Annotated in this window: 21 protein-coding genes; 6 read left to right on the top strand and 15 right to left on the bottom strand. The window is 66.9% G+C overall.

What is annotated here, in order from left to right:
* Position 1 precedes the first annotated feature (1 nt).
* Complete coding sequence (locus ACEVQ6_RS09670) at positions 2-763, bottom strand: SDR family NAD(P)-dependent oxidoreductase (RefSeq protein ID WP_374888745.1); 762 nt, start codon at positions 761-763, stop codon at positions 2-4.
* 91 nt (positions 764-854) lie between these two features.
* Positions 855-2,942 carry a 3-hydroxyacyl-CoA dehydrogenase NAD-binding domain-containing protein gene (locus ACEVQ6_RS09665; protein WP_374888743.1) on the bottom strand — a complete coding sequence of 696 codons (2,088 nt, stop codon included), beginning with the start codon at positions 2,940-2,942 and terminating at the stop codon, positions 855-857.
* 189 nt (positions 2,943-3,131) lie between these two features.
* Here ACEVQ6_RS09665 and ACEVQ6_RS09660 point away from each other — a divergent pair, with 189 nt between their 5' ends.
* Positions 3,132-4,049, top strand: a complete 918-nt coding sequence (locus ACEVQ6_RS09660; RefSeq protein ID WP_374888742.1) for a LysR family transcriptional regulator — start codon at positions 3,132-3,134, stop codon at positions 4,047-4,049.
* A gap of 75 nt (positions 4,050-4,124) precedes the next feature.
* On the opposite strand, the gene ACEVQ6_RS09655 is transcribed toward ACEVQ6_RS09660, so the two are convergent.
* The 13 genes from ACEVQ6_RS09655 to ACEVQ6_RS09595 form a co-directional block, all read right to left on the bottom strand.
* Entirely contained in the window at positions 4,125-5,795 is a 1,671-nt protein-coding gene (locus tag ACEVQ6_RS09655; RefSeq protein ID WP_374888740.1) for an ABC transporter ATP-binding protein, read from the bottom strand.
* Positions 5,796-5,801: 6 nt separating this feature from the next.
* On the bottom strand, positions 5,802-6,635 hold the full coding sequence (locus tag ACEVQ6_RS09650; RefSeq protein WP_374888738.1) for an ABC transporter permease: 834 nt from the start codon (positions 6,633-6,635) through the stop codon (positions 5,802-5,804).
* On the bottom strand, positions 6,632-7,579 hold the full coding sequence (locus tag ACEVQ6_RS09645; RefSeq protein ID WP_374888737.1) for an ABC transporter permease: 948 nt from the start codon (positions 7,577-7,579) through the stop codon (positions 6,632-6,634). The genes ACEVQ6_RS09650 and ACEVQ6_RS09645 overlap by 4 nt, the downstream gene beginning before the upstream one ends.
* Positions 7,580-7,756: 177 nt before the next feature.
* Positions 7,757-9,343, bottom strand: coding sequence for an ABC transporter substrate-binding protein (locus ACEVQ6_RS09640; protein ID WP_374888735.1), 1,587 nt, complete (start codon positions 9,341-9,343; stop codon positions 7,757-7,759).
* A gap of 224 nt (positions 9,344-9,567) precedes the next feature.
* Positions 9,568-10,320 (bottom strand): enoyl-CoA hydratase/isomerase family protein, encoded by a 753-nt coding sequence (locus tag ACEVQ6_RS09635; RefSeq protein WP_374888734.1) that lies wholly within the window; start codon positions 10,318-10,320, stop codon positions 9,568-9,570.
* A gap of 16 nt (positions 10,321-10,336) precedes the next feature.
* The gene (locus tag ACEVQ6_RS09630) at positions 10,337-11,074 is read right to left on the bottom strand and encodes an SDR family NAD(P)-dependent oxidoreductase (protein WP_374888733.1); all 738 of its coding nucleotides are present in this window, start codon (positions 11,072-11,074) and stop codon (positions 10,337-10,339) included.
* A 42-nt stretch (positions 11,075-11,116) separates the two neighbouring features.
* A complete protein-coding gene (locus tag ACEVQ6_RS09625; RefSeq protein WP_374888732.1) occupies positions 11,117-11,923 on the bottom strand; it encodes an enoyl-CoA hydratase-related protein in 807 nt (268 codons plus the stop codon).
* A gap of 110 nt (positions 11,924-12,033) precedes the next feature.
* A complete protein-coding gene (locus ACEVQ6_RS09620) occupies positions 12,034-13,713 on the bottom strand; it encodes an AMP-binding protein (RefSeq protein WP_374888731.1) in 1,680 nt (559 codons plus the stop codon).
* Positions 13,714-13,750: 37 nt separating this feature from the next.
* Positions 13,751-14,242 (bottom strand): thioesterase family protein, encoded by a 492-nt coding sequence (locus ACEVQ6_RS09615; protein ID WP_374888730.1) that lies wholly within the window; start codon positions 14,240-14,242, stop codon positions 13,751-13,753.
* A complete protein-coding gene (locus ACEVQ6_RS09610; protein ID WP_374888729.1) occupies positions 14,229-15,149 on the bottom strand; it encodes a DMT family transporter in 921 nt (306 codons plus the stop codon). The genes ACEVQ6_RS09615 and ACEVQ6_RS09610 overlap by 14 nt, the downstream gene beginning before the upstream one ends.
* 112 nt (positions 15,150-15,261) lie before the next feature.
* A complete protein-coding gene (locus tag ACEVQ6_RS09605) occupies positions 15,262-15,999 on the bottom strand; it encodes an SDR family NAD(P)-dependent oxidoreductase (protein WP_374888728.1) in 738 nt (245 codons plus the stop codon).
* On the bottom strand, positions 15,996-17,687 hold the full coding sequence (locus ACEVQ6_RS09600) for an AMP-binding protein (protein WP_374888727.1): 1,692 nt from the start codon (positions 17,685-17,687) through the stop codon (positions 15,996-15,998). The genes ACEVQ6_RS09605 and ACEVQ6_RS09600 overlap by 4 nt, the downstream gene beginning before the upstream one ends.
* Positions 17,688-17,746: 59 nt before the next feature.
* Positions 17,747-19,375: an AMP-binding protein gene (locus tag ACEVQ6_RS09595; protein ID WP_374888726.1), complete on the bottom strand. Its 1,629-nt coding sequence runs from the start codon at positions 19,373-19,375 to the stop codon at positions 17,747-17,749.
* Between the two features lie 266 nt (positions 19,376-19,641).
* On the opposite strand from ACEVQ6_RS09595, the gene ACEVQ6_RS09590 reads away from it, so the two are divergent.
* The 5 genes from ACEVQ6_RS09590 (at position 19,642) to ACEVQ6_RS09570 (ending at position 26,066) form a co-directional block, all read left to right on the top strand.
* Positions 19,642-20,583, top strand: coding sequence for a 2-hydroxyacid dehydrogenase (locus ACEVQ6_RS09590; protein ID WP_374888725.1), 942 nt, complete (start codon positions 19,642-19,644; stop codon positions 20,581-20,583).
* Positions 20,584-20,951: 368 nt separating this feature from the next.
* Complete coding sequence (locus ACEVQ6_RS09585; protein ID WP_374888724.1) at positions 20,952-22,466, top strand: ABC transporter substrate-binding protein; 1,515 nt, start codon at positions 20,952-20,954, stop codon at positions 22,464-22,466.
* Between the two features lie 124 nt (positions 22,467-22,590).
* A complete protein-coding gene (locus tag ACEVQ6_RS09580; RefSeq protein ID WP_374888723.1) occupies positions 22,591-23,541 on the top strand; it encodes an ABC transporter permease in 951 nt (316 codons plus the stop codon).
* A gap of 38 nt (positions 23,542-23,579) precedes the next feature.
* Positions 23,580-24,431 (top strand): ABC transporter permease, encoded by an 852-nt coding sequence (locus ACEVQ6_RS09575; protein ID WP_374888722.1) that lies wholly within the window; start codon positions 23,580-23,582, stop codon positions 24,429-24,431.
* Positions 24,432-24,434: 3 nt separating this feature from the next.
* Complete coding sequence (locus ACEVQ6_RS09570) at positions 24,435-26,066, top strand: dipeptide ABC transporter ATP-binding protein (RefSeq protein WP_374888721.1); 1,632 nt, start codon at positions 24,435-24,437, stop codon at positions 26,064-26,066.
* The last annotated feature ends 27 nt before the right edge of the window (positions 26,067-26,093 follow it).

Genomic DNA, 26,093 nt, shown 5'->3' with positions numbered 1-26,093 from the left:
CCTAGAGCGCCGGCCATGTGCCGCCGGAGACCGGCAGCACGTCGCCCGTGATGTAGGAGGCTTCCTCGCTCGCCAGGAACAGCACGGCATTGGCGATCTCGCGCGGCTCGCCGAAGCGCTTCATCGCCATGACACTGCTCCACTGGTCCTGCTCTTCCTGCGACAGGCGATCGATCACGGAGGTGCGGATCGTCGCCGGCGCGATGCAGTTGACCGTGACATGCGGCGCGAATTCGAGCGCCAGGCTGCGCGTCATCGAGGCGACGGCCGCCTTTGCCGCGCCGTAGTCCACCTGTCCGGCCGCTCCGGCGAAGATGATCGAGGAGACGTTGACGATGCGCCCGTATTTGCGCTCCAGCATGCCCGGCGCCACCAGCTGGGTCAGGTGGAAATTCCCCTTGAGATTGAGCGCGAAGGTGGCGTCGAAACGCTCCTCCGTCATGGTGAGGAAGGGCTCGAACATCTGCTGGCTGCGAATGCCGCCGACAATGTTGATCAGGATGTCGACCGGCCCCACCTCGGCGACGCCGTCCTCGACCAGCCGGGCCGCCTCCTCGCGCACGAGCACGCTGCCGCGCTGGCTGAAAAGCTTCGTGCCCGGCGCCATGCCGGGGCCGATGCTCTCGACCGCCGCGTTGAGGCGGGTGGCGGAAATGTCCGTGAGGATGAGGGAGGCACCCTCCTCGGCGAAACGCTTCGCCACGGCGGCGCCCATGGGGCCGCCGGCGCCACTGACCAGCGCGACACGATTGGCTAATCTCATGTTGTTTCCCACGATTGCAGTTGCCGGGAACGCTATCGCCCGTTGGCGTCGAAATCCAATAGCCTTCGCTGAGCAGGCCGCCGCTTCGAGGTTATCGGTCCGCCGACGGCGCGCGGCGTGGCAGGGAGGCGAGGGGTTCGCCGGTGTCTGCGAGCTTTCTCAGAAGCGGCGCGACCTCGCCGACGCCGCCGCCCGCCCGGATCGCCGCCTCCATCTCGTCCACCACCCGGGAAAGGCCCGTCCGGTCCGCGGCATACATGGGGCCGCCTTTGGCGCGCGGAAAGCCGTAGCCGCTGATCATGACCACGTCGATGTCGGAGACGGACGCCGCCACGCCTTCCGCCAGCAGGGCCGCGCCCTCGTTCGCCATGACCGAGAGGGCCCGCGCGACGATCTCCTCATCGGTGAAGGGACGCCGTTCGATCCCCCGGGCCGCGCGCTCCTCGTCGATGACGGCGGCGGCGCGTGCGCTCAACCGCCGCTCGGTTCCAGAATAGTCGTACCAGCCTTGCCCGGTTTTCCTGCCGAAATCGCCTGCCTCGCAGAGCCGGTCGGCGATCCTTACATAACGCTCGCGCGGGTCGCGGGTCGCGGCCTTCCGCTTGCGCATCGCCCAGGCGATGTCGAGCCCCGACAGGTCGAAGACCGCGAATGGGCCCATGGCAAATCCATAGGCCTCCAGCGCCCCGTCGATGCGGTCGGGATCGGCGCCGTCCTCCAGCAGATATTCCATATGCCTGCGATAGGCGTCGAAGATGCGGTTGCCGATGAAGCCTTCGCGGTTGCCGGAAAGCACCGGCGTCTTCGACAGGCGCCGGACGATCGCCATCGCCGCCTCGATCGTCCCGCGCGATGTCGCCGCGGCCGGAACGATCTCGACCAGCTTCATGACATGGGCCGGCGCGAAGAAGTGGAGCCCGACGAAGCGGGACGGCGTGCCGACGGCGCCCGCGAGCGCGTCGAGGTCGAGATAGGACGTGTTGGTGGCAACGAGCGCGTCATCGGTGATGTGACGGACGATGCCGGCAAGCGCCTCCTTCTTCACGGCCGCGTCCTCGTAGACGGCCTCCACCACCAGCCCGCAGGGTCTAAGCGCCTGCCAGTCGGTCGAGACTTCGGTCGCGCCGAGGATCTCGAGCGACCGGACCTGCGTCACCCTGCCCTTGCCGACGAGGATCGCGAGCTGGTCGGCGAAACGGGTCCGCGCGGCCGCGCAGGAGGCGTCGTCGCGTTCGATCACGGTCGTCGAAACGCCGGCAAGGCCGAAGGCGAGGGCGATGCCCGTGCCCATGGTTCCACCGCCGACCACGCCGACCTGTCGCAGCGACGCCATGTCCCACTTCGCCATTCCGGCGCCGGTGCCGCGCTCGGCGAGGAAGGCGTAGCGCAGCGCGCGTGCGGTGTCCGAGTCCTTGAGCGTCAGAAAGGCGGCCCGCTCCCGGGCGACGGCCTCCTCGAACGGCACCTTCGTCGACGCCACCACAAGGTCGATCGCGGTCGTCGCCGCCACCGAACGACGATGGCGGGCCTTGAGCGCCGCGACCGTTTCCGCGAACGCTTCCGAATCGTCGGCCATGCAAGGAAGATCCGAGACGCGCCGCTTGCCGAGGCCGAGACCATATGTCAGGGCTGCGGCGAGCGGCGACGGATCGAGGAGGTCGACCAGGCCGCCATCGCGCGCTTCGGCGCCGGTCAGCAGACGGGCGGAACCGATCATCTCGGCCGCCATGCGCGGGCCGACGAGCCGGGGAAGGCGTTGCGTCCCGCCGGCGCCGGGAACGATCCCGAGCGTCGTCTCCGGCAGGCCGAGCCGGGCGTCAGCCGTGGCGATGCGGGCATCGCAGGCCATGGCGATCTCCAGGCCGCCGCCGAGGCAGGCACCTGTGATCGCCGCAAGGGTGGGGATCGCCAGCCGGTCCAGCGCCTGCACCACCTCCGGCAGGCTCGGGGCCTCAGCCGGCAGGTCCATCTCCCGGATGTCGGCCCCGGCGACGAACGACGTCCGCGCACCGTGAAGAACGAGGAAGGTCAGGTCGCCGCGGCCGGCCACCGTGTCGAGAACCGCCTTGAGATCCCTCCGCACGGCATTCGACAGCGCATTGACCGGCGGGCTGTCGATGGTGACGATTGCCACGGTTCCACGGATCTCAAGGTGAACGCTGCGTGAGGTTTCATCCATGGTCGCGGTCCTTCTGCGGGCGGAAAAGCAGGGGGAACTGCCTTGGCTTCGCGCCCAGTCTAGGAAGGGCCACGCGCGCGGACCAATAGTATTTCCTGCGCCGGCATCGGCGTCGCGGCTATGTTTCCACCGCCTGCCCGGGCGGCTCGACGCTTTGACCTCGGGTGGAATCCGATATAGGCTCCGGCCATGCTAAATGTTCGATATCTTGCGGTTTTCCGTACAATCATGCAGATGGGAACGGTCTCCGGCGCCTCGCGGATCCTCAACGTTTCCCAGCCTGCCCTGACCAAGTCGCTGCAGCTCCTCGAGACCCGGCTCGGGGTCGTTCTCTTCGAGCGGATCAAGGGAAAACTCTATCCGACCCCTGACGCGCAGCTCCTCATGCCGGAGGTGGAGCGCCTGTTCGGCATGCTGCGGTCGATCGAGCACATGGCGAACGAGGTGAAGCACGGACAGGTGGGCCGCATCGTGCTCGCCGCCGTTCCGACGCTTGCCGCGACGATCCTGCCGGAGGCCGTGGCGCGGTTCCGGCGCGAACACCCCAAGGTCGCCATCGAGATCCTGTCCCTGTCCACAAGCGTCGTCATGCAGGAGGTCTCCAACAACCAGGCGGATATCGGGCTGGTCGACGTCCAGTTCGGCGAGGATTATTTCGAGACGATCCCGCTCTGCCACGCCCAGATCGGCTGCGTGGTACGGGCCGACAACCCGCTCGCCGAACTGGAATTCGTCACCCCCGCCCATCTGGCCGGACAGGAGCTGATCACCTTTGCCGACGACACGCTGTCGGGCACCATGATCCGCAGCGCCTTCGAGGAATGCAAGGTCAGTTTCCCGCGCACCCTGATCGTCAACCAGACGCTGGTTGCCTGCGCGCTGGTAAAAAGCCTCGACGGCGTCGCCCTGGTCGATCCCTTCCCGCTGATTTCCGCGCAGCCGGGCGATGTGAAGGTCCTGCCCTTCCGGCCGATCCGCGAGATCAAGCCCTGCATGATCCTGCCGCCGGAGCGCCCCCAGTCTGTGGTCAGCGACCTCTTCCTGACGACGCTGAAGAAGACGATGAACGATCTCATGTCCCGGTCGAGCCTGCTGCGCGCGGTCTGACGCGTTTCCGCCCGGGCCTGACCGCGCCAGCGGGACGATCGGCTCCAGGCGGGCGCTCAGGCCTTGGCGGGTCGCTCAGGCCTTGGCGGGGCCGGCGGCCAGCGTCTCTTCCAGCCAGCCGGGACGAAGCTGCGGCACCGAACGGATCAGGAGATCGGTGTAGCGGTCGACATCCTCGTTGAAGATCCGCGTCGTCGAGCCGGCGTCCACCACCCGTCCGTCCTTCAGCACGATGACGCGATCGGCGATCTCGGCCACGGTGGCGAGGTCGTGAGAGATGAAGACGAAGGCCGTGCCGAGCTGGTCGCGCAGGCGTTCCATCAGTTCCGTGATCCTGGCGGCGACCACGGTGTCGAGCGCGGACAGGAACTCGTCGCACAGGATGATGTCGGGCCTTGCCGCGAGTGCCCTGGCGATCGCGACACGCTGCCTCTGCCCGCCCGAGAGTTCGCGCGGCGATTTTTCCTCCACCCGCGCCGGCAGGCCGACCATGTCCAGCAGTTCGCGAACCCGCAGCATCTTCTCCCGCCCGCCCATGCGGAAGTAGAATGCCAGCGGGCGACCTACCGCCTGCCCGACCGACAGGCGCGGATTGAGCGCCTGTTCGGGCGACTGGAACACGATCTGGATCCGGCGCAGCATGTCGAGGCTGCGGCCGGAGACGCGGGCCGGCAAGGTCTCGCCCGCATAGGCGACGGAGCCCTTCGTCGGCGCATGAAGCCCCGCGATGATGCGGGCGAGCGTGCTCTTCCCGCTGCCGGATTCCCCGACGATCGCCAGGATCTCGCTGCGCCGGATCTCGATGTCGACGCCGTGGAGCACGTTCGTGAGCGCCCGGCGCTTCGCCAGGAAGCCGGTCTTCTGATAGGTCGCCTCGATGCCGCGCACCGAGACGAGCGCGGGCTCGGCAGCCTCCGGGACGCAAGGCCCCGGGACGGACGTTTCGCCGATGGGCGCCTCCGGCACGGTCCTGACGGCATCGAGAAGGAGACGGGTATAGTCCTCGGCCGGCCTGTGGAGCACGTCGAATGTCGGTCCCTGCTCGACGATGGCGCCGTTTCGCAGCACCACGATCCGGGTGGCGACCTGCGAGACCACCGCCAGGTCGTGGCTGACATAGAGCGCGCTGGCATCGGCCGTGCGGATCGTGTCCTTGATCGATTTCAGCACCTGGACCTGCGTCGTCACATCGAGCGCCGTGGTCGGTTCGTCGAACACGATCAGGGCCGGGTCGCACGCCATCGCCATGGCCGTCATGACGCGCTGCTGCTGGCCGCCGCTCAACTCGTGCGGATAGCGGTTCACGAGGTTTTCCGGGTCGGGGAGATTGAGGCGGCGCAGAAGATCGACGGCCCGTCGCCCGGCCTCCGCCCTGGAGGAGACCCTGTGCTGGCGCAATCCCTCCTCGATCTGCCGGCCGACCTTCAGCGCCGGGTTCAGGGCGGCGGCGGCGCTCTGGGCGACATAGGCGACCTTGCCGCCGCGAAACTGCTGGAGCTGATCGGTCGAATAGCGCAGGATGTCGTCGCCCTCAAAGAGCACCTCCCCGGACGCGATCCGCATGCCGGGCCGCGCATAGCCCAATGCGCAAAGCCCGATCGTCGTCTTGCCGCCGCCGGATTCGCCGATCAGCGCCACCACCTCGCCGCGCCCGACCGAGAGGTTGAAACCGGTGATCACCGGGCGCCAGCCCTCCTCGGGAAAGAAGGCCTCCACGGTCAGGTTGCGTATCTTAAGCAGCGGCACGGTCACCTATCCGATCCTTGTCGACGAGCGGCTGTCGATCCAGTCGATCAGCACGTTGAGCGAGACCGCGAAGGCGCCGATCGCCATCGCCGGCGCGAGCACGGGCATCCATGCTCCGATCTGCATCGCCGACATGTTCTCGCGCACCAGGCCGCCCCAGTCGGCGTCCGGGGGCTGGACGCCGAGGCCCAGGAAGCTCAGGCCGCTGATGAAGAGGGTCGAATAGGTCAGGCGCAGTCCGAATTCGGCCGCGAGCGGCCGGAGGCAGTTCGGCAGCACCTCCCGCAAGAGAATGTAGGGAAGACGCTCGCCGCGTGCGCGCGCCACCTCCACGAATTGCAGGCCGATGACGTTCTGCGCCACCGCTCTTGCCACGCGCACGACGCGCGGCACCTGGATGGCGGCAATCGCGCCGATCAGCATCGGCAGGCTGTTCGAAAGCGCGGAGACGAGCAGCAGGCCCAGCATCAGGGGCGGAAAGGAGAGGAGGATGTTCACGAGCCACTCGGTCGCCTCGTTGAACCAGCCGTCGAGCTCGGCCGCCACAAAAGCCCAGAGGGTGCCGACGGCAAAGCCGATCACGGTCGCGCTGACCGCGATCAGCAGCGTCAGGCGGGCGCCGTGGACGATGCGGCTGAACAGGTCCCGCCCGAGCACGTCGGTTCCCAGCAGCGTTCCCCCCGGCGCGGCGAAGGCGTCGCCGATCATCGCCTGCGGCGGGTTCGTCGCGATCCACGGCGCGAGGAGCGCCGCCGCGACGATCAGGGCGATCGTCAGGACGGCGAGGAGAGCGGAAAGGGGCATGATCCGGTGGCGGGACATGGATCCTTGCGAGGTCATGGCGTCCGCTCCCGTCGCGGGCTGAGCAGCACGGCGGCGATGTCGGCCAGGAGATTGAAGAAGATGAACAGGAGACAGAAGATCATCGCCGTCGCCTGGATCAGCGGCAGGTCGCGATAGGCGATGGAATCGATCATCAGCCGCCCGAGCCCCGGATAGGCGAACACCACCTCGACCAGCGCGACGCCGCTGATCAGGTAGCCGAGGTTCAGCGCGATGACGCTGGCAATCGGCGCGATGGCGTTCGGCAGGGCGTGCTTAAGGATGACCTTGCGGCGCGGCAGGCCCTTGAGCAGGGCCATTTCGACATAGGGCATGGACAGCGCATCCAGAAGCGCCGCCCGCGTCATCCGCACCGTATGGGCAAGGATCGAGCAGAGCAGCGTCAGCATGGGAAGGAACAGCTGCCACAGCAGCATCGAGGGCGATCCCCAGCTGGGCCGCACCACGATCGACGGGAACCATTTGACGGTGATCGCGAACAGGAGGACGAGCACGAGACCGACGACGAATTCCGGAATTGAAACGAGAAAGATGCTGATGGCGGAAAAGCTCCGGTCGAGCATGCCGTTCGGGTGGGCGGCGCAGAGAATGCCGAGCAGGATGGCGAGGGGAATGGTGACGATCGCCGAATAGCCGGCAAGGACGACCGTGTTCCAGAAGCGTGGAGAGATCGTCTGCAGCACGTCCGCGCGCGTCGCCAGCGAGCGGCCGAGGTCGCCCGTGACGAGATTGCCGAGCCAGGCGAGATACCGTTCCGTCGCCGGCGCGTTCAGACCCAGCTGTTCGCGCAGGATCTCGACGCGCTCGGCCGTGGCGCCCTGGCCGAGGATGATCTCGGCGACATCGCCGGGCAGGACTTCCGTCACCGAGAACACGATCAGCGACGTTGCGAGCACGGCCAGCAACGCAAAGAGGATGCGCCGCGCCACCATTGACAGCATGACAGTCTCCATGAAATCGGCCCGGCGGCACGCCGCCGCAGCCAAGGCCCCCGAGCGGCCCGAACGGGAACATGTCTCCCGTCGGAACGGACATGCTCCGCCCCCGTTGACGGCCCCGCCTGACGTTTGGAGCATTGCCCCGCGCCGGGACGCTCTCGCGTCGGGCGGGGCATGCGCTCAGGCGTTCAGCCAGACCTCCGCCCACTGTCCGGCGCCGGTGAACAGCAGCGGATGCGCCTTGAGGTTCTGGACGCGCGTCGAGACACCGTCGATCCATGGCACGAAGATCGGGATGATGGAAGGACCTTCGTTGGCGATGATCTCCTGGGCGCCTGCCAGCAGCGCCTTGCGCTTGGCGTCGTCGAGTTCCTGCCGCGCGAGACGGACATTCTGGTCGACGCGGGGATCGGACCAGAAGCCCTCGTTATAGGCGGCGCCCGAGATCCAGCCGGACTCGATGCGCGTGATCGCGGTCGGCCGGACCGTCCAGGACGAGGCCGAGAAGGGCACCTTCATGTAGACGGCGGTCCAGTAGCCGTCGGCCGGATGGCGCGTCACCTTGACCTTGGCGCCGCCTGCATTCATCAGCTCGCCGAGCACGATCGCCGCGTTGGAGCCGCCGTAATTGGCATCCGACGTGTGGATTTCGAAGACCATGTCGCTGGCGCCGGCCTTGGCGAGCAGCGACTTGACCAGATCCGGGTCCGCCGCCGGCACGGGAAAGCTTTCGTCGTACATCGGGTCGCCCGGAGGCACCGGATGGTCGCTTCCGATCATGCCGACGCCGTCGAAGGCGAGGTCGAGAAACTTCTGGCGATCGAAGGAATGCTTGAGCGCCTTGCGGATATCGACATTCGTGTAGGGCGCGGTGTCCGCCCGCATCGAGAAGGTCGCCATTGCCCCGCCCTTGGAGATGAGCGCCTCGGCGACGCCACTCTGGTTGAGGCGGGCGACCGCCTTGGCATTCACGCCCTGGATCACGTCCGCCTCGCCGGACAGGAGGGCATTGAGGCGCGCCGCCTCGTCGCCGATGCCGAAGCTCTCGATCTCGTCGATATAGGGCAGGCCCGGGCGCCAGTAGGTTTCGTTCCGGATGAAATTCGCGACGATGCCGGGCTGGAATTCGCCGAGCTTCCAGGGACCTGTGCCGATCGCGTCCTTGGGGAAATCGGCGGCGCCGTCGAAGGTGATCGCGAGGTAGCGCATCGCCACGCGCGTGGGGAACTCCGAGTTCGCGCCCGAAAGCTCGATGACGAGCCGGTGGTCGCCCTCGTTCTTCATCGCGACGATGTCGGTGATGTAGTCCCGCCCGGTCGATGCCGTCGCCGGATCGAGGATGCGCTTGTAGGTGTAGATGACGTCGGCGGCGGTGAACGGCCTGCCGTCGTGGAACGTCACGCCCTTGCGCAGTTCGAACGTCCAGACATCGCCGGCGGCACTCGACGACCAGTTGGTCGCAAGCTGAGGCACGATGGCGCCGGTGTGATCGATCTCGGTCAGCTTCTCATAGACGAAGTAGGAACGAAGGCCATCGGTGAAGGTGTCCTGGCGGGCCGGATCCATCATGTCGGCCGGGGAGGCGTCGTTGGTCGCCACCCGGATGCGTCCGCCCCGCTGGGGTTCCTGCGCCCGCGCGACGCCGGCGGGAAGGATCAGCGAGCCGGCAAAGGGCAGCAGCAGGCCGGCCGCCGTCGTTGCCCGCAGCATGTCGCGCCTGTTCAGGCCGGCGGTTGCAGGCAGACCCGTTCCATCGATAGGCTTCATCTGAGTTCCCCCTTTGTTGTGGCGCCTTCCAGAGAAAGGCGCCGGCTCCGTTTCCTTTCGGAGCGTTGGTATCCCGGATCATGTCGTCGGAAGCACTGCAGCCTTTGCGGCCTGTCGGTCTTCGTCCTTCGCCATGGCCTCGGGTTTCAAGCGAGGCTAGCGCCGTGCGCGGCGTGCGTCCTATACTGTTACAGAAACGCCGGAGCCGGCGGAGGTTATAGCCCTCAGGCCTTCGTCTTCTCGGCGAACCCCATGATGCCCTGCCGGTAGTCCCCGGACTGGCTGACGGCGAGGTCGGCGAAATAGGCAAGCGCGTTGCCGGCGCTCGCGCTCGCTTCGACCCCGCCGAGAATGGCGCCCTTGACGAGGGCGATCGTCAGCGGAGCGACCTGCGCGGCGAGTGCCTCAGCCAGTTCCATGGCGCGCGCATGGGCCGTGCCGGGCGCGACGATCTCGCTCACCAGGTTGCGCTGCAGGGCGGTCTCCGCGTCGATCCTGCCGCCGAAGAGGAGCATCTCTCGGGCGCGGGTGAGGCCCATGGCGCGCACCGCCCGGAACGTCCCGCCGCCGGACGGGACGGCGTTCAGCCGGATTTCCGGAAATCCGAAGGTCGAGGCCGCGCTCGACACGCGGTAGTCGCAGGTCAGCGCCAGTTCGAGGCCGCCGCCAAGGCAGAACCCCTCGATCGCGGCGATGGTCGCGACGTTGAGCGCGTCCAGCGCCTGGGTGCATTTCTGGAACAGATAGGTGTGGTGCGCCACCTCCGCCGGCGGATAGGTGGCGAGCGCCTTCAGATCGGACCCGGCTGAGAAGGCCCGGTCGCCGGCACCGGAGACGACCGCGGCCACCACCCCGCTCCGGCGCAGGGTCTCCGTCGCATCGATCAGCGCCTCAAGGGCGGCGTTGTCGAGCGCGTTGCGCCGCTCCTGCCGATCGATGAGGATCGTCGCCACGCGCCCGTCTATGGTCAGTTTCACCGCCATTTCCGTCCCCTCAGATCATCGTCAGGCCGCCGCTGACACTGAGCGTCTGGCCGGTGACATAGGACGCATCCTTCGACAGGAGGAAGCTGACGGCGGAGGCCTGGTCGGCGGGCTGAGCGGGGCGGCGGAACGGAATGGCCTTCAGCATCCGTGCGATGATCTCGGGATTTTCCTTTTCCTCCGCCACGTAGAGCGGCGTTTCCGTCGGCCCCGGCGCCACGCAGTTGATGTTGATGGTGTGGCGCGCATTCTCGCGGGCGATGCTCTTGGCAAAGGCGATGACGGCCCCCTTCGCGCCCGCATAGACCGCCTCGGTCGCCGTGCCCACCTTCCCGGCATCTGACGCGATGAACACCATCGCGCCGCGCTTGCGGCTGATCATGCGCTTCAGCACCGGCTGGACCGTGTATAGAAGCGCCATGTAGTTGATCGCGACAACCTTGGACCAGTAGGCGCTGTCTTCCGTCTCGAAGCGCGTTGCATGGGTCCAGCCCGTGACGTTGACGAAGGCCTCGATGGGGCCGAGTTCGGCCTCGATCTTGCCGACGAGCGCCACCATGGCGGCCTCGTCGGTCTGGTCGGCGGGGTAGACGACGGCGCCGTCGCCCAGATCCGCCTTCAGGGCCTCAAGTCCCGCCTGATCGAGATCGGTCGCGGCCACTCGGTAGCCGTCGGCGACGAGGCGCCTGCAGATGGCGGTGCCGATTCCGCCGGCGGCACCCGTCACCAGTGCGATTTTCCTGTCCATTGTCCTCTCCTGCATGTCTCTCGATCCCCTGCGCCCGGCGTCCTACCGGAACGGATCGAAATTGGCCTTGCGCTTCTCCAGAAAGGCGGCCGTGCCTTCCTTCTGTTCGCCGGTGTCGAAATAATCGGGCGCCACCTGCCGAATGATGTCGTGCATCTCGGATTTCATGATGTGATCCATGTGGTTGCGCATGGATGCCTTGACGATCTTCAGGCAGGTCGGCGAGATGGTGAGCAGCTCGTCGGCCCATTTGCGCACCTCCGCGTCCAGCTGCTCCTTCGGCACGACAGCGTTTACCAGGCCCCAGTCCAGCATCTGCCGGGCGCTGTAGCGGCGGCACAGCAGCCACATTTCCCGCGCCCGCTTGTGGCCGAGGATATTGGCGGCGTGCGAGACCATGTAGCCGCCCGCCGGCGAGCCGATCCGGGGTCCATTCTGGCCGAAGATCGCGTGTTCGGCAGCAATCGTGATGTCGCAGAAATAGGCGAGATGGTTGCCGCCGCCGATGGCGTAGCCGTTGACGCGGGCGATGATCGGCTTGGAGCAGTCGACCACCATCCGGTTCAGGTCGTAGTGCTCCTTCTCGGAACCTTCCTCGTGTTCCCAGTTCACGTCGCCGCCTGAGCTGAATGCCCGGTCTCCGACGCCGGTCAGCACGATGACGCCGACGTCCCGGTCGCGTTCGGCCGTAAAGAGCGCGTGTTCGAGCTCGTAGATCGTGTGTTGGTTGATCGAATTCAGCGTTTTCGGACGATTGATGGCGATCGTCGCGATGCGGTCGGCGACCGTGTAGAGGATATCCCGATAGGGAAGCGTCAGGTCGTAGGGTGGCTCTTTGCGCTCGATCATCGCCTTCTCTTTCGATAGCCGCGCCGGTGGCCGGCGTCCTTCACGCTGATGGTAGGGGCGTTGTCGAAGGCGGCCCAATACCGTTTGCGGCCCCGATGCTTCGTCTTTGGTTATCGCTGCGTTCCGGCATGCTGCTCGCGCGAAAGCGTTTCGGCGATCCGGGCGCGCAGCGCGGCGCGGTCCAGCTTGCCGACCCCGGTCACCGGCTGCTGGTCGATCACCTCGATGCGTTCGGGGCGCTTGAACGTCGCCAGCCCGTGCGACAGCAGGAACGCGCCGAGTTCGGCGATGTCGGGCGCCCGCGCGCCCGGCTTGAGCACGAGGAAGGCGCAGGCCCGCTCGCCCATGATCGGGTCCGGCATCGCGACGACGCGCCCGTCCGCGACGCTGGGGTGAAGCCCGATCAGCACCTCGATATCCTCGACGCCGAACTTTTCCCCGCCCCGGTCGATATTGTCCTTGTCGCGGCCCTGGAACACCAGCCAGCGCTCGCCGTCCCTGACGGACAGGCGGAAGAGATCGCCGGTGCGCACATAACCGTCGGCGGTCAGCGCCCTGGCGGTGGCGGCCGGATCGCCGACATAGCCGGTGAGCGACGAGGGGCCGCGAAAGCAGAGCTCGCCGACAGCGCCTTCGGCGACCGCCTGCTCGGTTCCGGGGACAACGAGGCGCAGGTCGTTCTGCGGCGTGGCCGGTGTGCCGTTCGTCTGGTGGCGACGCTCCGCCGGAGCCTGGGGCGGTGCGATCGACACCAGCCCTTCCGTCAGGCCATAGACATTGGCGCAGGGAATGCCGAGGGCCGCCTCGAGCGCCGCCGCGCGGTTCATCGTCCCGAAGATCCGCAACGAGCCGAGCCGCGCCCGGGGGATGTTCCGATGCGCGAGGATCTTCGGCGCGATCGGGCCGATGCTCATGCCGTGGGTGACGCGATGGGCGGCGATGGCGTCGAAGATCTCGTCGATGCCGGTGCCCGACAGGACGAGCATACATCCGATGAGCACCGTCGGGAACAGCGCCCAGACCTGCCCGCCATTGTGCACCATCGGCAGCGACCACAGGCAGACGGACGTCTCGTCCTTGCCGAACTGGAGCGCCCAGTCGCGGGCGTGGCCGAGATACTCCGCGTGGAAGCGCGGGATCACCTTGGGAAGCCCGGTCGACCCGCCGGACAGTTGGAATTTCATCACGTCGCGGCTGCTGATCCGAAGCCGGGCAAGGAGGCTGCGCGCCCGCGCCAGCGGCATGTCCTCGATGAGCGCCTCATAACCGTGAGCGCGACCGCCCGGATCGCCCCGCGCGACGATGGTCTTCGACAGGCTCGCGACCTCGCCCCTGAGGTCTTGCGCGGATGCCACCAGATCGGTCGATCCGCCGGCATCCGCCTGCACCAGATGTGCCCGGGCACCGGTCAGGCGCGCCAGGGCCGCCATTTCCGCCCGGCCGTAGTGCGGCACCGAGCAGACGGGCACGATCCCCGCCTTGTAGCAGGCAAACAGCGCCACCGCCGTCTCGATCTCGTTGCCCATCTGGAACATCGCCCGGTCGCCCGGCGACAGGCCGAGCTCGAGCAGGGCTGCCGCCAGGCGCTCGGAGCGTTCGTCGAACTGCCGGAAGGTCACCGCCGTGCCGCGGGCGACGATCGCCTGCCGGTCTCCCCAGGTGGCCGCCGCTACCCTCAGCGCATCGCCTGCCGTCCGGTCGATCCAGCATCCACGCGAGAACCAGTCCGCCGCTTCCGCATCCGTGCGGTAGGGCACTCCGTCGATCGGATAGACGGGAGCAGTCGCCATGGGTCGTGTCCTTTCTCCACCGTAGTCGGTTGTCGTGTCAGGACAGGCGCGACCGGATCCGCACCTTGTCGATCGTCAGCCGCGGCGGTGCCAGCAGGTCGCTGCGCCGCTTGAGTTCGGAAAGCACGGGCATGTCCGCCTCAGGAAAGGGCACGACCCGCGCCGATCCTTCGCCCTGGCGGACATGAAGCGTCAGGCTTTCGTAAGCCGCGGCGATCCTTCCGTCCGGGCCGTCCATTTCGCCATACATCTGGATGCTGTTGCGGCTGAAGGCGAGCACGCGGAAGGTGACCGACAGCCGCGCGCCGAGCTTCACTTCGCTGCGAAACGTCACGTGGTGTTCGGCCGTGTAGGCCGTATGGCCGGTCCGCGCCAGATAGGCCGACCCGATGTCCATCTCCTCCATGAATGCCGTGACCGCCTCGGCAAAGACGTAGTTGTAGCTGTATTCGGTCATGTGACCGTTGTAGTCGATCCATGCGGGGACGACCTCGGCCCGGTAGACGGTCGGAAGATCAAACAGGCGCATCGTCGTCACTCCGGTTGGGGCGGGGCGGGGCTGCGTCGCCGGCGAGCGGCGGGAGGGCAAGCGGGGCGGTGTCCCGGGCGGACATCAGGCCGGCCGCGACCACGGCGAGGATGATGACGAAACCTCCGGCGACGGTCGAGAGGCCGGGCACCTCGCCAAGGACCAGAAAGCCCCACACCGGGGCAAAGACCGTTTCCGCCTGCGCCGTGACGATCAGGGTGAAGGGGGCGACCCGGCGGGCGGCACGATTGTAGAGCAGCAGGCCGAAGGCGATGATCCCGCCGCCATGGACGATCGGAAGGACGATCTCCGGCGACAGGGGGACGGTACCCCGGCCGATCGTGGCGATGGCGACGGCGCAGAGCGCCAGGCAGATCCAGCCATGGGTCCAGACGGCCGGAAACCAGTCTCCGCCCCGGTTCCTGTTGACGAGGACCGAATAGCTGGCGAAACCCAGTGCGCTCAGCGCGGCCGCGATGTTGCCGGCGAGCTGGCCGCCCGAAAAATCGCCGCGCACCATGATAGCGATGCCGGCGAGGCCCAGCACGACGCAGCCGATCGCCCCCGCCGAGATCCTCTCCCTGTAGACGGTCGCCATGATGATGACCGCGAGAAGCGGCGCGATGGAGGCGAGGAACGTGGCGAAGGCCACGGTCGTGTGCTTGAGGGCAAACGAGATGGCGAGCGAGGACAGGGCCAGCGAGAAGGCCGCCCCCCATCCCATCGGCCCCTGCCGCCGCACGGCCCGCAGCAGTGCCCTCGGCCCGGCCGGATAGGCGAGCCCCATGCAGACGATCAGCCCGGCCGAGCGCCAGCCGAGATAGTCCCAGGCGTCGAGGCCTTGCGTGCCACGCACCAGCACGCCGCCCATGCTCCAGATGAGACCCGCGAGCACGACAAGAACCATGCCGCCGTAACCCGCGCCGGCTCGCGTCTGTCGGGTGTGTGTGAGCGCTGGATCCATGGACATCCCTCAGCCCGGCAACGGGACGGCCGGCCGCGCGGCCGCCGCTCGCGCCTTAGATCATCGTCAGGCCGCCGCTGACGCTCAGCACCTGGCCGGTGATGTAGCTCGCATCGTCGGACAGAAGATAGCTGACGACGGAAGCCTGCTCCGACGGCTCGGCCGCCCGGCGAAACGGAATGGCCTTGAGCATGCGTGCCACCATCTCCGGGTGATCGCGCATCTCCTCGGTGAAGAGCGTCGTCGCGGTCGGCCCGGGGGCGACGCAGTTGACGTTGATCAGGTGGCGCGCATTCTCCCGCGCCAGGCTCTTGGCGAAGGCGATGACCGCGCCCTTGCAAGCCGCATAGACCGCCTCGTGCCCCGTGCCGACGCGCCCGGCATCGGACGCGATGAAGACCATCCGGCCGGACTTACGCGCGATCATCGATTTCAGCACCGGCTGGCTGGCAAACAGCAGCGAGGTAAAATTCAGCGCGATGACCTTCTCCCAATAGGCCTGCGTTTCCGTCTCGAACCGTGTCGCGTTGGTCCAGCCGGTCACGTTGACGAAGGCATCGACCGGGCCGAGATCGCGCTCGATCTCGTCCACGAGGAGGGCCATGGCATCCGCATGGGTCTGGTCGCGCGCATAGCCTGTGAAGGACGCGCCGAGCGCCTCGCCGAGCGCGGCGAGGCCGGCGGCATTGATGTCGGTCCCGGCGACGCGGTACCCATCCTCCAGCAGCCGCTGGCAGATGCTCGACCCTATACCCCCGGCCGCGCCGGTGACGAGTGCAGTCCTCAGTGTCATGATCTGTCGCTTTCGGTTCTGTCGTGTGTCTTGATACGCGGTGCGCCTTCGCCGATCCTGGCCGCCTTGACCACGATCCCCTCGGCCTCCCGATCCCAGGTCTCGGCGGTCACGCCCTCGTCGCGCAGCACGTTCTTGCGGATCTTGATCGTCTCGGTCATCTGCATCTCGCGCACGATCCGGATGAAGCGCGGCAGCATGTAGTGGGGCAGCCTTGGCACGAGGAAATCGAAGCAGGCACGCGGATCCACCGACCGCCCCTGTTTCGGCTGGAGGACCAGCAGAACCTCGTCCTCGCTGTGCTCGCTCGGCACGGCCACGGCGGCGGCGAGCTCGATGTCGTCGTGGGCGAGCGCCTCGGCTTCCACCTCGCTGGAGGAGATGTTCTCGCCGCGCCGGCGGATCGCGTCCTTGATCCGGTCTATGTAGAAATAGCTGCCTTCCGCGTTCCTGCGAAAGATGTCGCCCGTGTGGAACCAGCCGTTGCGCCAGACCTTGGCGGTCGCCTCCGGCATCTGCCAGTAGCCCGGCGACAGCACCCAGGGCTGGTCGCAGCGCACGACGAGTTCGCCCAGCTCCCCGTCCGGCACCTCGAAATCGTCCGCGTCGACCAGGCGGATCTCGCAGGCGGGCGAAAACACCGCCGCCTCGCCGCAATAGCCCTTCTGCAGGTTCGATGTCCGCGAGACCGGACCCGACAGGATGACCGGCAGGACCTCGGTCATGTCCCACTGGGTGAAGATGGTCACGTCGAAGCGCGCGGAAAATTCGGCGGAATCGTGGGACAGCGGCTGCTGCACGACGAAGCGCAAGGGATTGTCGGCATCGCGCGGCGTCGGCGGCTGCTTCATCAGGAATGTCCGGATGGAATCGAGGATGTAGCAGGCCGTCGATCCCGTGCGCCGCACGTCGTCCCAGAACGTCGGTGTCCGGAAGCGCGTCAGCATCGCCATGGACGCGCCGCGCTCGATTACCGCGAACGGCACTAGCGCGCCGCCGAGGTGGAAATAGGGCATGTTGATCAGGAACCGGTCGTCGGGTCCGAGGAAGCGCAGGGCGACCCTTGCCATGACGGAGGTGTGCAGCGACGGGCAGATGACGCCTTTGGATGGGCCGGTCGTGCCCGACGTGTAGAAGATCCCCTGAATATCGGAGGGCTTCGCCTCGGCATCGACGAGGTCGGCGGCAAGGCCCGTCAGCACCGTCTCCGGCAATTGTGCGAGGCCCAGGCGGTCATCGCCCTCTCCTCCGACGTGAACGACGGTCGTCAGCGCCCCGAGCGCGATCGTCGTCAGCCGTTCGAGAAGATCCTGGTGGCAGACGATCAGCTTTGCCGCCGAATTGGTGACGATGTGCTGCAGCACGCCGCCGCGAAGGGCGAGGTTGATCGGCACGAAAATGGCGCCAAGATAGCCGAGCGCGAGATGCAGCTTGAAGATCAGCGGGCCGTTCGGCAGCCAGACCAGCACCGTATCGCCCTTGGAGACGCCAAGGCCGGCCAGCCCTGCCGCCGTGGCGCGCGCTTCGGCCTGCGTGCGGGCATAGGTCCAGCTCTCGCCATCGTCGAAGACCATCAGCGTCTTGTCGCCGATCGCGGTGGCCTGCCTGTCGAGCATGGCGCAGAGGACGGAATGGGCGCGGGAGGGCGCCACGAGGGTCTGCGGGAACGAAAAGTCGGAACGGTTCATCGCGTGCCACCGGTAGTCAGGTCTGGAAGGAGACGATCGCCCGTCGGCCGAACGTCGGATCAGCCGATGAGCTCGCGCCGGATCCGGAAGCCGGCCGCCTCGCGATCCCACACGTTCGGCGCCTCGATGCCCTCCGCCCGGAGGGTCGACTTCTGCACCTTGTGGGTCTCCGTGTAGGGCATCTTCTCGACCACGCGGATGTAGCGCGGCACCATGTAGTGCGGCATGCGCGGGATGAGGTAGGCGAGGAGGTCCGCCGGCGCGATCGCGCGCCCGGCCCTCGGCTCCACGATCACGAGGACCTCGTCCTCCCCCAGGTCGCTGCGGGTGGCGACCGCCGCCGCGTCGGCGATGTCGGGGTGGCTCAGGAGGTCGTTCTCGACCTCCGCCGACGAGATGTTCTCGCCCCGGCGGCGGATGGAGTCCTTCGTCCGGTCGACGAAGTAGTAGTTGCCGTCCTCGTCCTTGCGCAGCGCGTCGCCCGTGTGAAACCAGCCGTTGCGCCAGGCCTTCGCCGTCGCCTCGGGCATCGCCCAGTAGCCGGGCGAGATGACATGCGGCGTATCGCAGCGGACGACAAGTTCGCCGACCTTGCCGGTGGGCACTTCCATGTCGTTCTCGTCGACGAGGCGCGCCTCGAACGTGCCCCAGATGTTTTCCAGGCGGCCGCAATATCCGTTCGGCATCTGACGGTCGGTGATCAGCGGCGACATGATGTAGGGGCCGACCTCCGTCATGTCGAGCTGGGTGTAGAGCGCCACGCCGAAGCGCTTCGAAAATTCGATCGAATAGCTCGGAAGCGGCTGCTGGATGACGGTGCGCAGCGGATTGTCGGCGTCGTCCGGCCGTTCCGGCTGCTTCATCAGGAAGGTCGAGACGGCGCCGAGCAGGAAGCAGCAGGTCGATCCCGTCCGCCGCACGTCGTCCCAGAAGGTCTGTGTCCGGAAGTCCTTGATGAGCGCCATGGACGCGCCGAAGACGAGCACCGCATGCGGCACGAGCGCGCCGCCGAGGTGGTAGTAGGGCAGGTTGATCAGGAAGCGGTCGTCCTCCTCGAAGAAGCGCAGCGCGCAACGGCCCATCACCGAGGTGTGCACATGCGGGGTGATGACGCCCTTCGACGGCCCCGTGGTTCCCGAAGTGTAGAAGATGCCGTGCGGTTCCCAGGGCGCGATCGGCGGCACCGGCGCAGAGAAGCGCTCCTCGTCGGCGATCAGCGTGCCGCTGTCGACATAGGTCAGGTCCAGCCGTTCCTCGACCGTGCCGCCGACGACGATGATCCGCTCCAGCGCGCCGAGTTTCACCTGTTCGAGGCGCTCCACGAGTTGCGCATGGCAGATGATCGTCTTCGCCTGCGAATTGACGATGATGTGCTCCAGCATGTTGCCCTTGAGGGCGAGGTTGATCGGCACGAAAATGCCGCCCATGTAGCAAAGGCCGAAATGGATGCGGACGATGTCGCTGGTGCTCGGAAGCCAGACGAGCACCGGTTCCCCGCGCGCGATCCCCAGTTGCTGCAATCCTGCGGCCGTGCGCCGCGCCAGCGTCCTGGCCTCGCCATAGGTCCAGCTTTCGTCGCCCTCGAACAGGATGAGGGGTTTTGAGCCCATCTCGCCTGCGCGGGCATCCAGCATGGCCGGAAGCGTCAGGGTTTCGGGGGCTGGCATGACAGCGGGCGCTGAGGGCATGAATGTGTTCCCATACGGCTTTTTGCTCTGGTTGCCGCAACGCTATCCGAACTGCGGCGAGGTGGGCCAATAAAGATTTCCGCGAGCGCCGAACGCTAAAAGTTATGCCCCGCATGCCGGGCTCCGCCGGTCTTCCCGGCTTCATCCTATAACGCGTATCGCTGGTTGCCTGGCGAAATGGCGATGGGCGAACCGGGAATGGCGGCCCTATTGTTCCGCCACCCCTTCGCCGAGGCGAGGGTGCGCGAAAGGGAGCGGTACGGACGATGGCGATGCTTTTCATGGCGGATGGCTGGGACGCGGATCCCTGGAGGGCGGCCTTCGCGGCCGAGGCGCCGCATGTCGACCTGAGGATCTGGCCGGACCAGGGCAATGCCGAGGATGTCGACTACGCGCTGGTGTGGAGCCCGCCACAGGGCGCGCTCGCGCGCTTCGGATCGCTGAAGGCCATCGTCTCGCTCGCCGCCGGGGTCGACCATCTTCTGGCCGATCCGACCTTGCCGGACGTCCCGATCCTCCGGCTGGTGGATCCGCAGATCAGCATGCGCATGAGCGAATATGTCGTGCACAACGTGCTGCTGCATCACCGGCAGTTCCTGGCGCTCGCGCAGGCCCAGCGCGAGAAGCGATGGGAGGTCCTGCGCCAGCCTGCGGCGTCCGAGGTTCGCGTGGGCGTGATGGGGCTCGGCGCGCTGGGCATGGATGCGGCGCGCAAGCTCACCCTGCTCGGCTTCGCGGTCGCCGGATGGAGCCGGTCCGCCAAGGCCATCGAGGGGCTTGAGACCTATGCCGGGCGCGAGGCCCTCGACCCGTTCCTGCGCCGGACCGACATCCTCGTCTGCCTGCTGCCGCTGACGCCCGACACCGCCGGCATTCTCAACGCAGACACGTTCGCCCGCCTAGCGCGACGGCCCGGGCTTGCGGGCCCGGTGCTCATCAATGCCGGGCGGGGCGGACTTCACGTCGAGCGCGATATCCTCGCCGCGCTGGACGACGGTACGCTCCACGGCGCCAGCCTCGACGTGTTCGAGACCGAGCCCCTTCCTGGCGACAGCCGGCTGTGGACGCATCCGCGGGTGGTGATCTCGCCGCACATGGCGAGCGATCCCGGGCAGCGCGACCTGGTGCGCAATATCCTGGCGCAGATCCGCCGGATCGAGGAGGGTCTGCCGCTGTCCTGCCTCGTCGACCGGTCCGTTGGCTACTAGGCCCGGCGGAAGCCCGTTTGCTTTCGGAGGCGGCCCATGCCCCCGCATCTCCCGCACTCACCGGCCTGTCGCCGCCGAACGATAACCCCCGGGCCGGAAAATGTCGGGAAACCGCGCCCGGGCCGCCGAGGCGGACGGGTGATATCCATCTGTACTTCGGGATATGAAAGATTTTTCAATCTCTTGTGAGGCTTTCTGCGCCCGGCGCCGGTGCCGGTCACGGTATAACCACGAGGGGATGCGCGTCCGCTCAAAAGCTATTTGCCGGACCCTGGGGCAGCCCCCACTATCTCCGGCATCCGAAACCCGACGTCGAACGCCGGAGCATCTGCCGCCGATGGCCGACGACATTTTCACGAGAGGCCTGCATGATGGATTTTCGAAAAGCCATGTCGACCTGCGCGACCCTGTCGCTGCTGTGGGCGGCGCCGGCGCTGGCTGAGGACGGTGCATGCCTGCGTGTCGTCACGTTCGAATGGAAGGCAACCCACACGATCGACCCGGCACAGCTCGTCGAGAACTCGGATTTCGTCCATATCCTGTCGGCCTACGAATTCCTGACCACCTATGACAACGACTTCGTCGTCAAGCCTCAGCTGGCGCAATCCTGGGAGAGCAGTGAAGACGGCAAGTCCTGGGTGTTCACGCTGCGCGAAGGCGTGACGTTCCACAGCGGCAAGGAGCTGACGGCGGACGACGTCGTCTATACTGTCCGCCGCGTCCTCGACCCGGCGACGGCTTCCATGGCGGCATCCGAGCTCTCCGGCCTGAAGCCGGAAAACGTCACGGCCAAGAGCAAGTACGAAGTGTCGATCGTGTTCGACAAGCCCGTGGTGGAACTGCCGCTCATCATGGGCAACCGTGCCATGGGCATCATCGAAAGCGGCGCCACCCACGACCAGCTGATGAAGGCGTCCTACGGAACGGGACCCTTCCTCATCAAGGATTTCGACAGCACCGGCGCGCGCTCGATCCTGCAGGCCAATCCCGATTACTGGCAGGCCGGGAAACCGAAAATGCCCTGCATCGAGCTTTCCGGCAGCACGGATCCGCTGGCGCGCGCGGCAACGATCCAGACCAATGCGGCCGATATCGTCACCTCCGCCGATCCCGTCACCATCCCGACGCTGGAGGCGGACGAGAACGTCACCCTCTATCCGGCGCAGAACGCGATCCTGATGATGTTCGCGATGCAGACGGACAAGCCGCCCTTCGACGACAACCGCGTGCGCACGGCGATGAAGCTGGTGGTCGACCGCGTGGCGATGGCGAACCTCGTCACCGTCGGCGTCGGCACGCCCGGCAACGACAACGCCTCCCCGCTGACGAGCCCCTTCTCCTTCCAGACGACGCCGATCCCGCAGGACATCGAAAAGGCGAAGGCGCTTCTGGCCGAAGCCGGTCATTCCGACCTGACCGTCGACCTCTACACCGGCGCGCAGGACCTCGTTCCCGGCTCCGTGGTCATGGCCCAGGCCTACAAGGAGATGGCGGCGCCCGCTGGCATCACCGTCAACATCCTGACGGCGCCCAATGCCAGCTACTGGGACGACACCTACATGAAGCATCCGTTCTTCTTCGCCTACTGGTATGCCCGCCACCCGTCGACCTCCTACAATTTCGGCTATCGCACCGGCGGCCGGTTCAACGAGACGAACTGGAACAACAAGACCTTCGACGACCTGCTCGACGCCGCCGCAGGCGAGGTGGACCCCGGAAAGCGGACGGTGGCCTACCAGGAGGCCGGCAAGATGCTGACCGAAGAGGGCGGAGCGATCATCCCCGTCTTCGCGCCCCTCGTGGCCGCCGTGCGCAAGACCTGCACCGGCTTCGTCCCCCATGTCGAGACCCGCATCGCCTTTGCCGACATCGACTGCAAATAGGGGTTTCCGGGAGTTCGCGCCGGTCGCGCGGGCTCCCGCCCTGCGGAGACATTCTCCGTCCGATCACCGTGGACCGGCCGTCCGGTCCCGGTTCGAATGCAAACCCGTCTGATCGGTTCTCGATATGCCTCTCGTCATGTTCGTCTCGCGGAGAATCCTGATTAGCATCGTCACGATGCTGATCGTCGCCACGGTCGTCTATTTTATCACGGCCGTGCTGCCCGGCGATGTGGCCACGCGCATCCTCGGCCGCTCTCCGGATCCGGAGCAGTTGGCGTTGCTGCGCGAGCGGCTCGGCCTCAACGAACCGCTGGCGAGCCGCTTTTTCGGCTGGCTGTCGGGCCTTCTTCAGGGAGACCTCGGCAACAGCCTCGTCACCGGCCAGCCGGTCGCGGCCGTTGTCGGCAAGGCGCTTTGGAATTCGACGCTGATGGCGCTGTTCGTGCTCGTGCTCTACGTGCCGATCACCGTCATCCCTGCAACGATCCAGGCCCTCAACGTCGACAGCAAGGTGGACAACGCCTATTCCAGCTTTTCTCTCGCGATCCAGTCGGTCCCGGATTTTCTCCTCGGCACCATCCTTCTCCTGGTCTTCGCGCGCTGGCTTCCCATCCTGCCGCCACGATCCACCATCGACAGTGCCAATAGCGGCCTCGAAATCCTCAGGGCCCTCATTCTCCCCGGCATTACCATTGCCCTCGTCATGGCCACCTATGCCACCCGTTTCCTGCGCGACAGCCTGATCGACGTGCTCAATTCCGACTATGTGAAGATGGCGCGTCTCAACGGCATCAGCGAACGCACCATCCTATGGCGGCATGCCTTTCCCAACGCACTCGTGCCGGCCCTGACGGTGACCAGCCTCAGCCTCACCTATCTGTTCGGCGGCGTGGTGGTGGTGGAACAGGTCTTCTCCTTTCCCGGCGTCGGCCAGTTGCTCGTCGGCGCCCTCATGCAGCTCGACGTCCCGGTGATCCAGGCCACCGTCCTCATTGCCGCGGGCGTCTATATCGCCGGCAATCTCATCGTGGATGTGCTCACGCTCTATTTCAATCCGAGGCTGAGGCAGCTGTGACCGACACCGTGGAACCGATCAGACTGAAGGACGGCGCAATGAGCAAGGTCTCCCTCCTGTGGGAAACGAGTCCCACGAGCCTGAGGGTCGGCGCGCTGATCGTCTTCGGCCACCTCCTGTTGTCGGTCCTCGGCCCCTGGCTTGCGCCCTATGCGCCCGCGCAGATGGGCGCCGGCATCCCCCTGTCGGGCGCCAGCGTCCCGCACCCCTTCGGCCTCGACCAGCTCGGCCGCGACGTCTTCAGCCGGACATTGCATGGCGCATGGCTGGTGCTCACCCTCTCGCTGTCCGGAACCGTGCTCGGCTTTCTCGTCGGCGGTTTCCTCGGCCTCGTCAGCGGCTATGTCGGCGGCGTGTTCGACGTCGTCGTCAACCGGCTGATGGAAGCGCTGATCAGCATTCCCGTGCTCTTCACCGCGCTTCTGATCGTGGCCCTGTCGAGCGCGGAGGCGGCGGGCAGCATCCCCGTCATCATCGCCGTCATCGGCTTCGTCTTCGCGCCCCGGGTCGGCAGGATCGCGCGCGCCGCCGCGATCGAGATTTCCTCGCGCGACTATGTCGTTGCCTGCAGGCTTCGCGGCGAGCCGGCCTGGCGCGTGGCCCTGCGCGAAATCCTGCCCAATGCCAGCGGCACGCTTCTCGTCGAGTTCGCCCTTCGCGCGGCCTACGCCCCCGTCCTGGTCGCGTCGCTCGGCTTTCTCGGCTTCGGCATCCGCCCGCCGACGCCCGAATGGGGGCTGATCATCTCCGAGAACCGGACGCTGCTGTTCCTGAGCCCCGCCACGGTGATCGGGCCGGGACTGCTGCTCGCCTCGCTGGTCGTCGGGTTCAATCTGCTGACCGAAGGTCTGGCCCGCATCGTCGGTCTCCAGGTCGCCGTGAAGGGCTAGGACATGCAACCACTCCTTTCCATCCGCAATCTCTCCATCGCGTTCGGAAGCCGCAGCGCCCGGCACCGTGTCGTGTCCGATGTGAGCCTCGATCTTTTTGCCGGCCAGGTCATGGGCCTGGTGGGGGAATCGGGATCGGGGAAGACGACGGTCGCCCTGCATGCGCTCGGCTACCGTCCGAAGGCGGCGGTTCTTGAGGGCGGATCGATCGACTTCGGCGGCAGGGATATCCTGCGGCTCGATCCGGTCGAACTGTCCGGTTTGCGCGGCAACGGCATCGCCTATGTACCCCAGAATCCCGGCGCCGCCCTCAACCCGACGCGCAGGGTCGGCAGCCTGATGACGGAAATGATCCGGCATCATCTCGGCTCGGTGACGCGGACCGACGCCCGCGACAGGGCGCTGGCGTTGCTCGGACAGGTGGGCCTGCCGAACCCTGCCCGCATCTTCGACCGCTACCCCCACGAGCTCTCCGGCGGGCAGCAGCAGCGCGTGGTGATCGCCATGGCGATCGCCTGCGAACCGTCCGTCATCGTGCTGGACGAGCCGACGACGGGCCTCGACACGTCGACCCAGAAGGGCATTCTCTCCCTCCTACGCTCCATCCGCGACCGGAACCGCGTGGCCATGCTCTACGTCACCCACGACCTGCCCCTGCTGCGTGAAATCGCGACCCATGTCGCGGTGATGAAGAGGGGCGTCGTGGTGGAGACGGGACCCCTCGAAACGGTCTTTTCCGCGCCGCGCCACGACTATACGCGCCATCTTCTGTCCTGCGTCCCCAGCGTCGAGGGGCGCTCCCCGGACGCGGACGCGGATCCGGACGCGTCCACGGCTCCGACGGCGCTGCGCTTTGACAGGCTGGTCGTCGACTACAGCACCACCAGCCAGATCGGCCTTTCGACCGGCGCGCCGCACCGGGCACTCAATGAAATCAGCCTGTCGATCGGCGAGGGGGAGATCTGTGCTCTTGTCGGCGAATCCGGCAGCGGGAAGTCGACGCTTGCGCGCGCGCTCGCCGGACTGGTGAGCCCCTCCGACGGACGCATGGAACTGGCCGGCGTCCCGCTGCCCGGCGCGTTGCGCCGGCGCGGCAAGGATGTGCTGCGCCAAATCGGCTTCGTCTTCCAGAATCCGGACCTGTCCCTCAATCCGCGCCGGCGGGTCGGCAGCATTCTCGCCGACGCCCTGTCGTCCTTCGAGCGGGTCGGCGGCCGGGAGGCGGCGCGGCGCGTGGAGGCCGGTCTCGCCGAGGTGGCCCTCCCGGCCGCCTTTGCCCGCCGCTATCCGCACGAACTTTCCGGCGGCCAGCGCCAGCGCGTCGCCATTGCCCGTGCGCTGATCTCGCGTCCGAAAATCCTGATCTGCGACGAAGTCCTGACGGCGCTCGACGTCTCCGTGCAGGCGGAGATCCTCGACCTCCTCGTCAGGCTGCGCCGGGAGTTCGGCCTCACCATCCTGTTCATTTCCCATGACCTCGCCGTCGTCCGATCGATTGCCGACCGGGTCACGGTGCTGAAGGACGGCGAGATCGTCGTCGCCGACGAGACCGAAAAGGTCTTCCGGCCGCCGTTCCATCCCTATGTCCGCCATCTCCTGTCTGCCGTCCCCGGCGCGACGCTGGATGCGGCCTAACGAAACCCCACTCGAAAGGCAGATCGT

The organism is Ensifer soli, assembly GCF_041928815.1.
Taxonomy (GTDB): Bacteria; Pseudomonadota; Alphaproteobacteria; order Rhizobiales; family Rhizobiaceae; genus JBHFEI01.
This window is presented reverse-complemented; position numbering and strand designations above follow the sequence as displayed.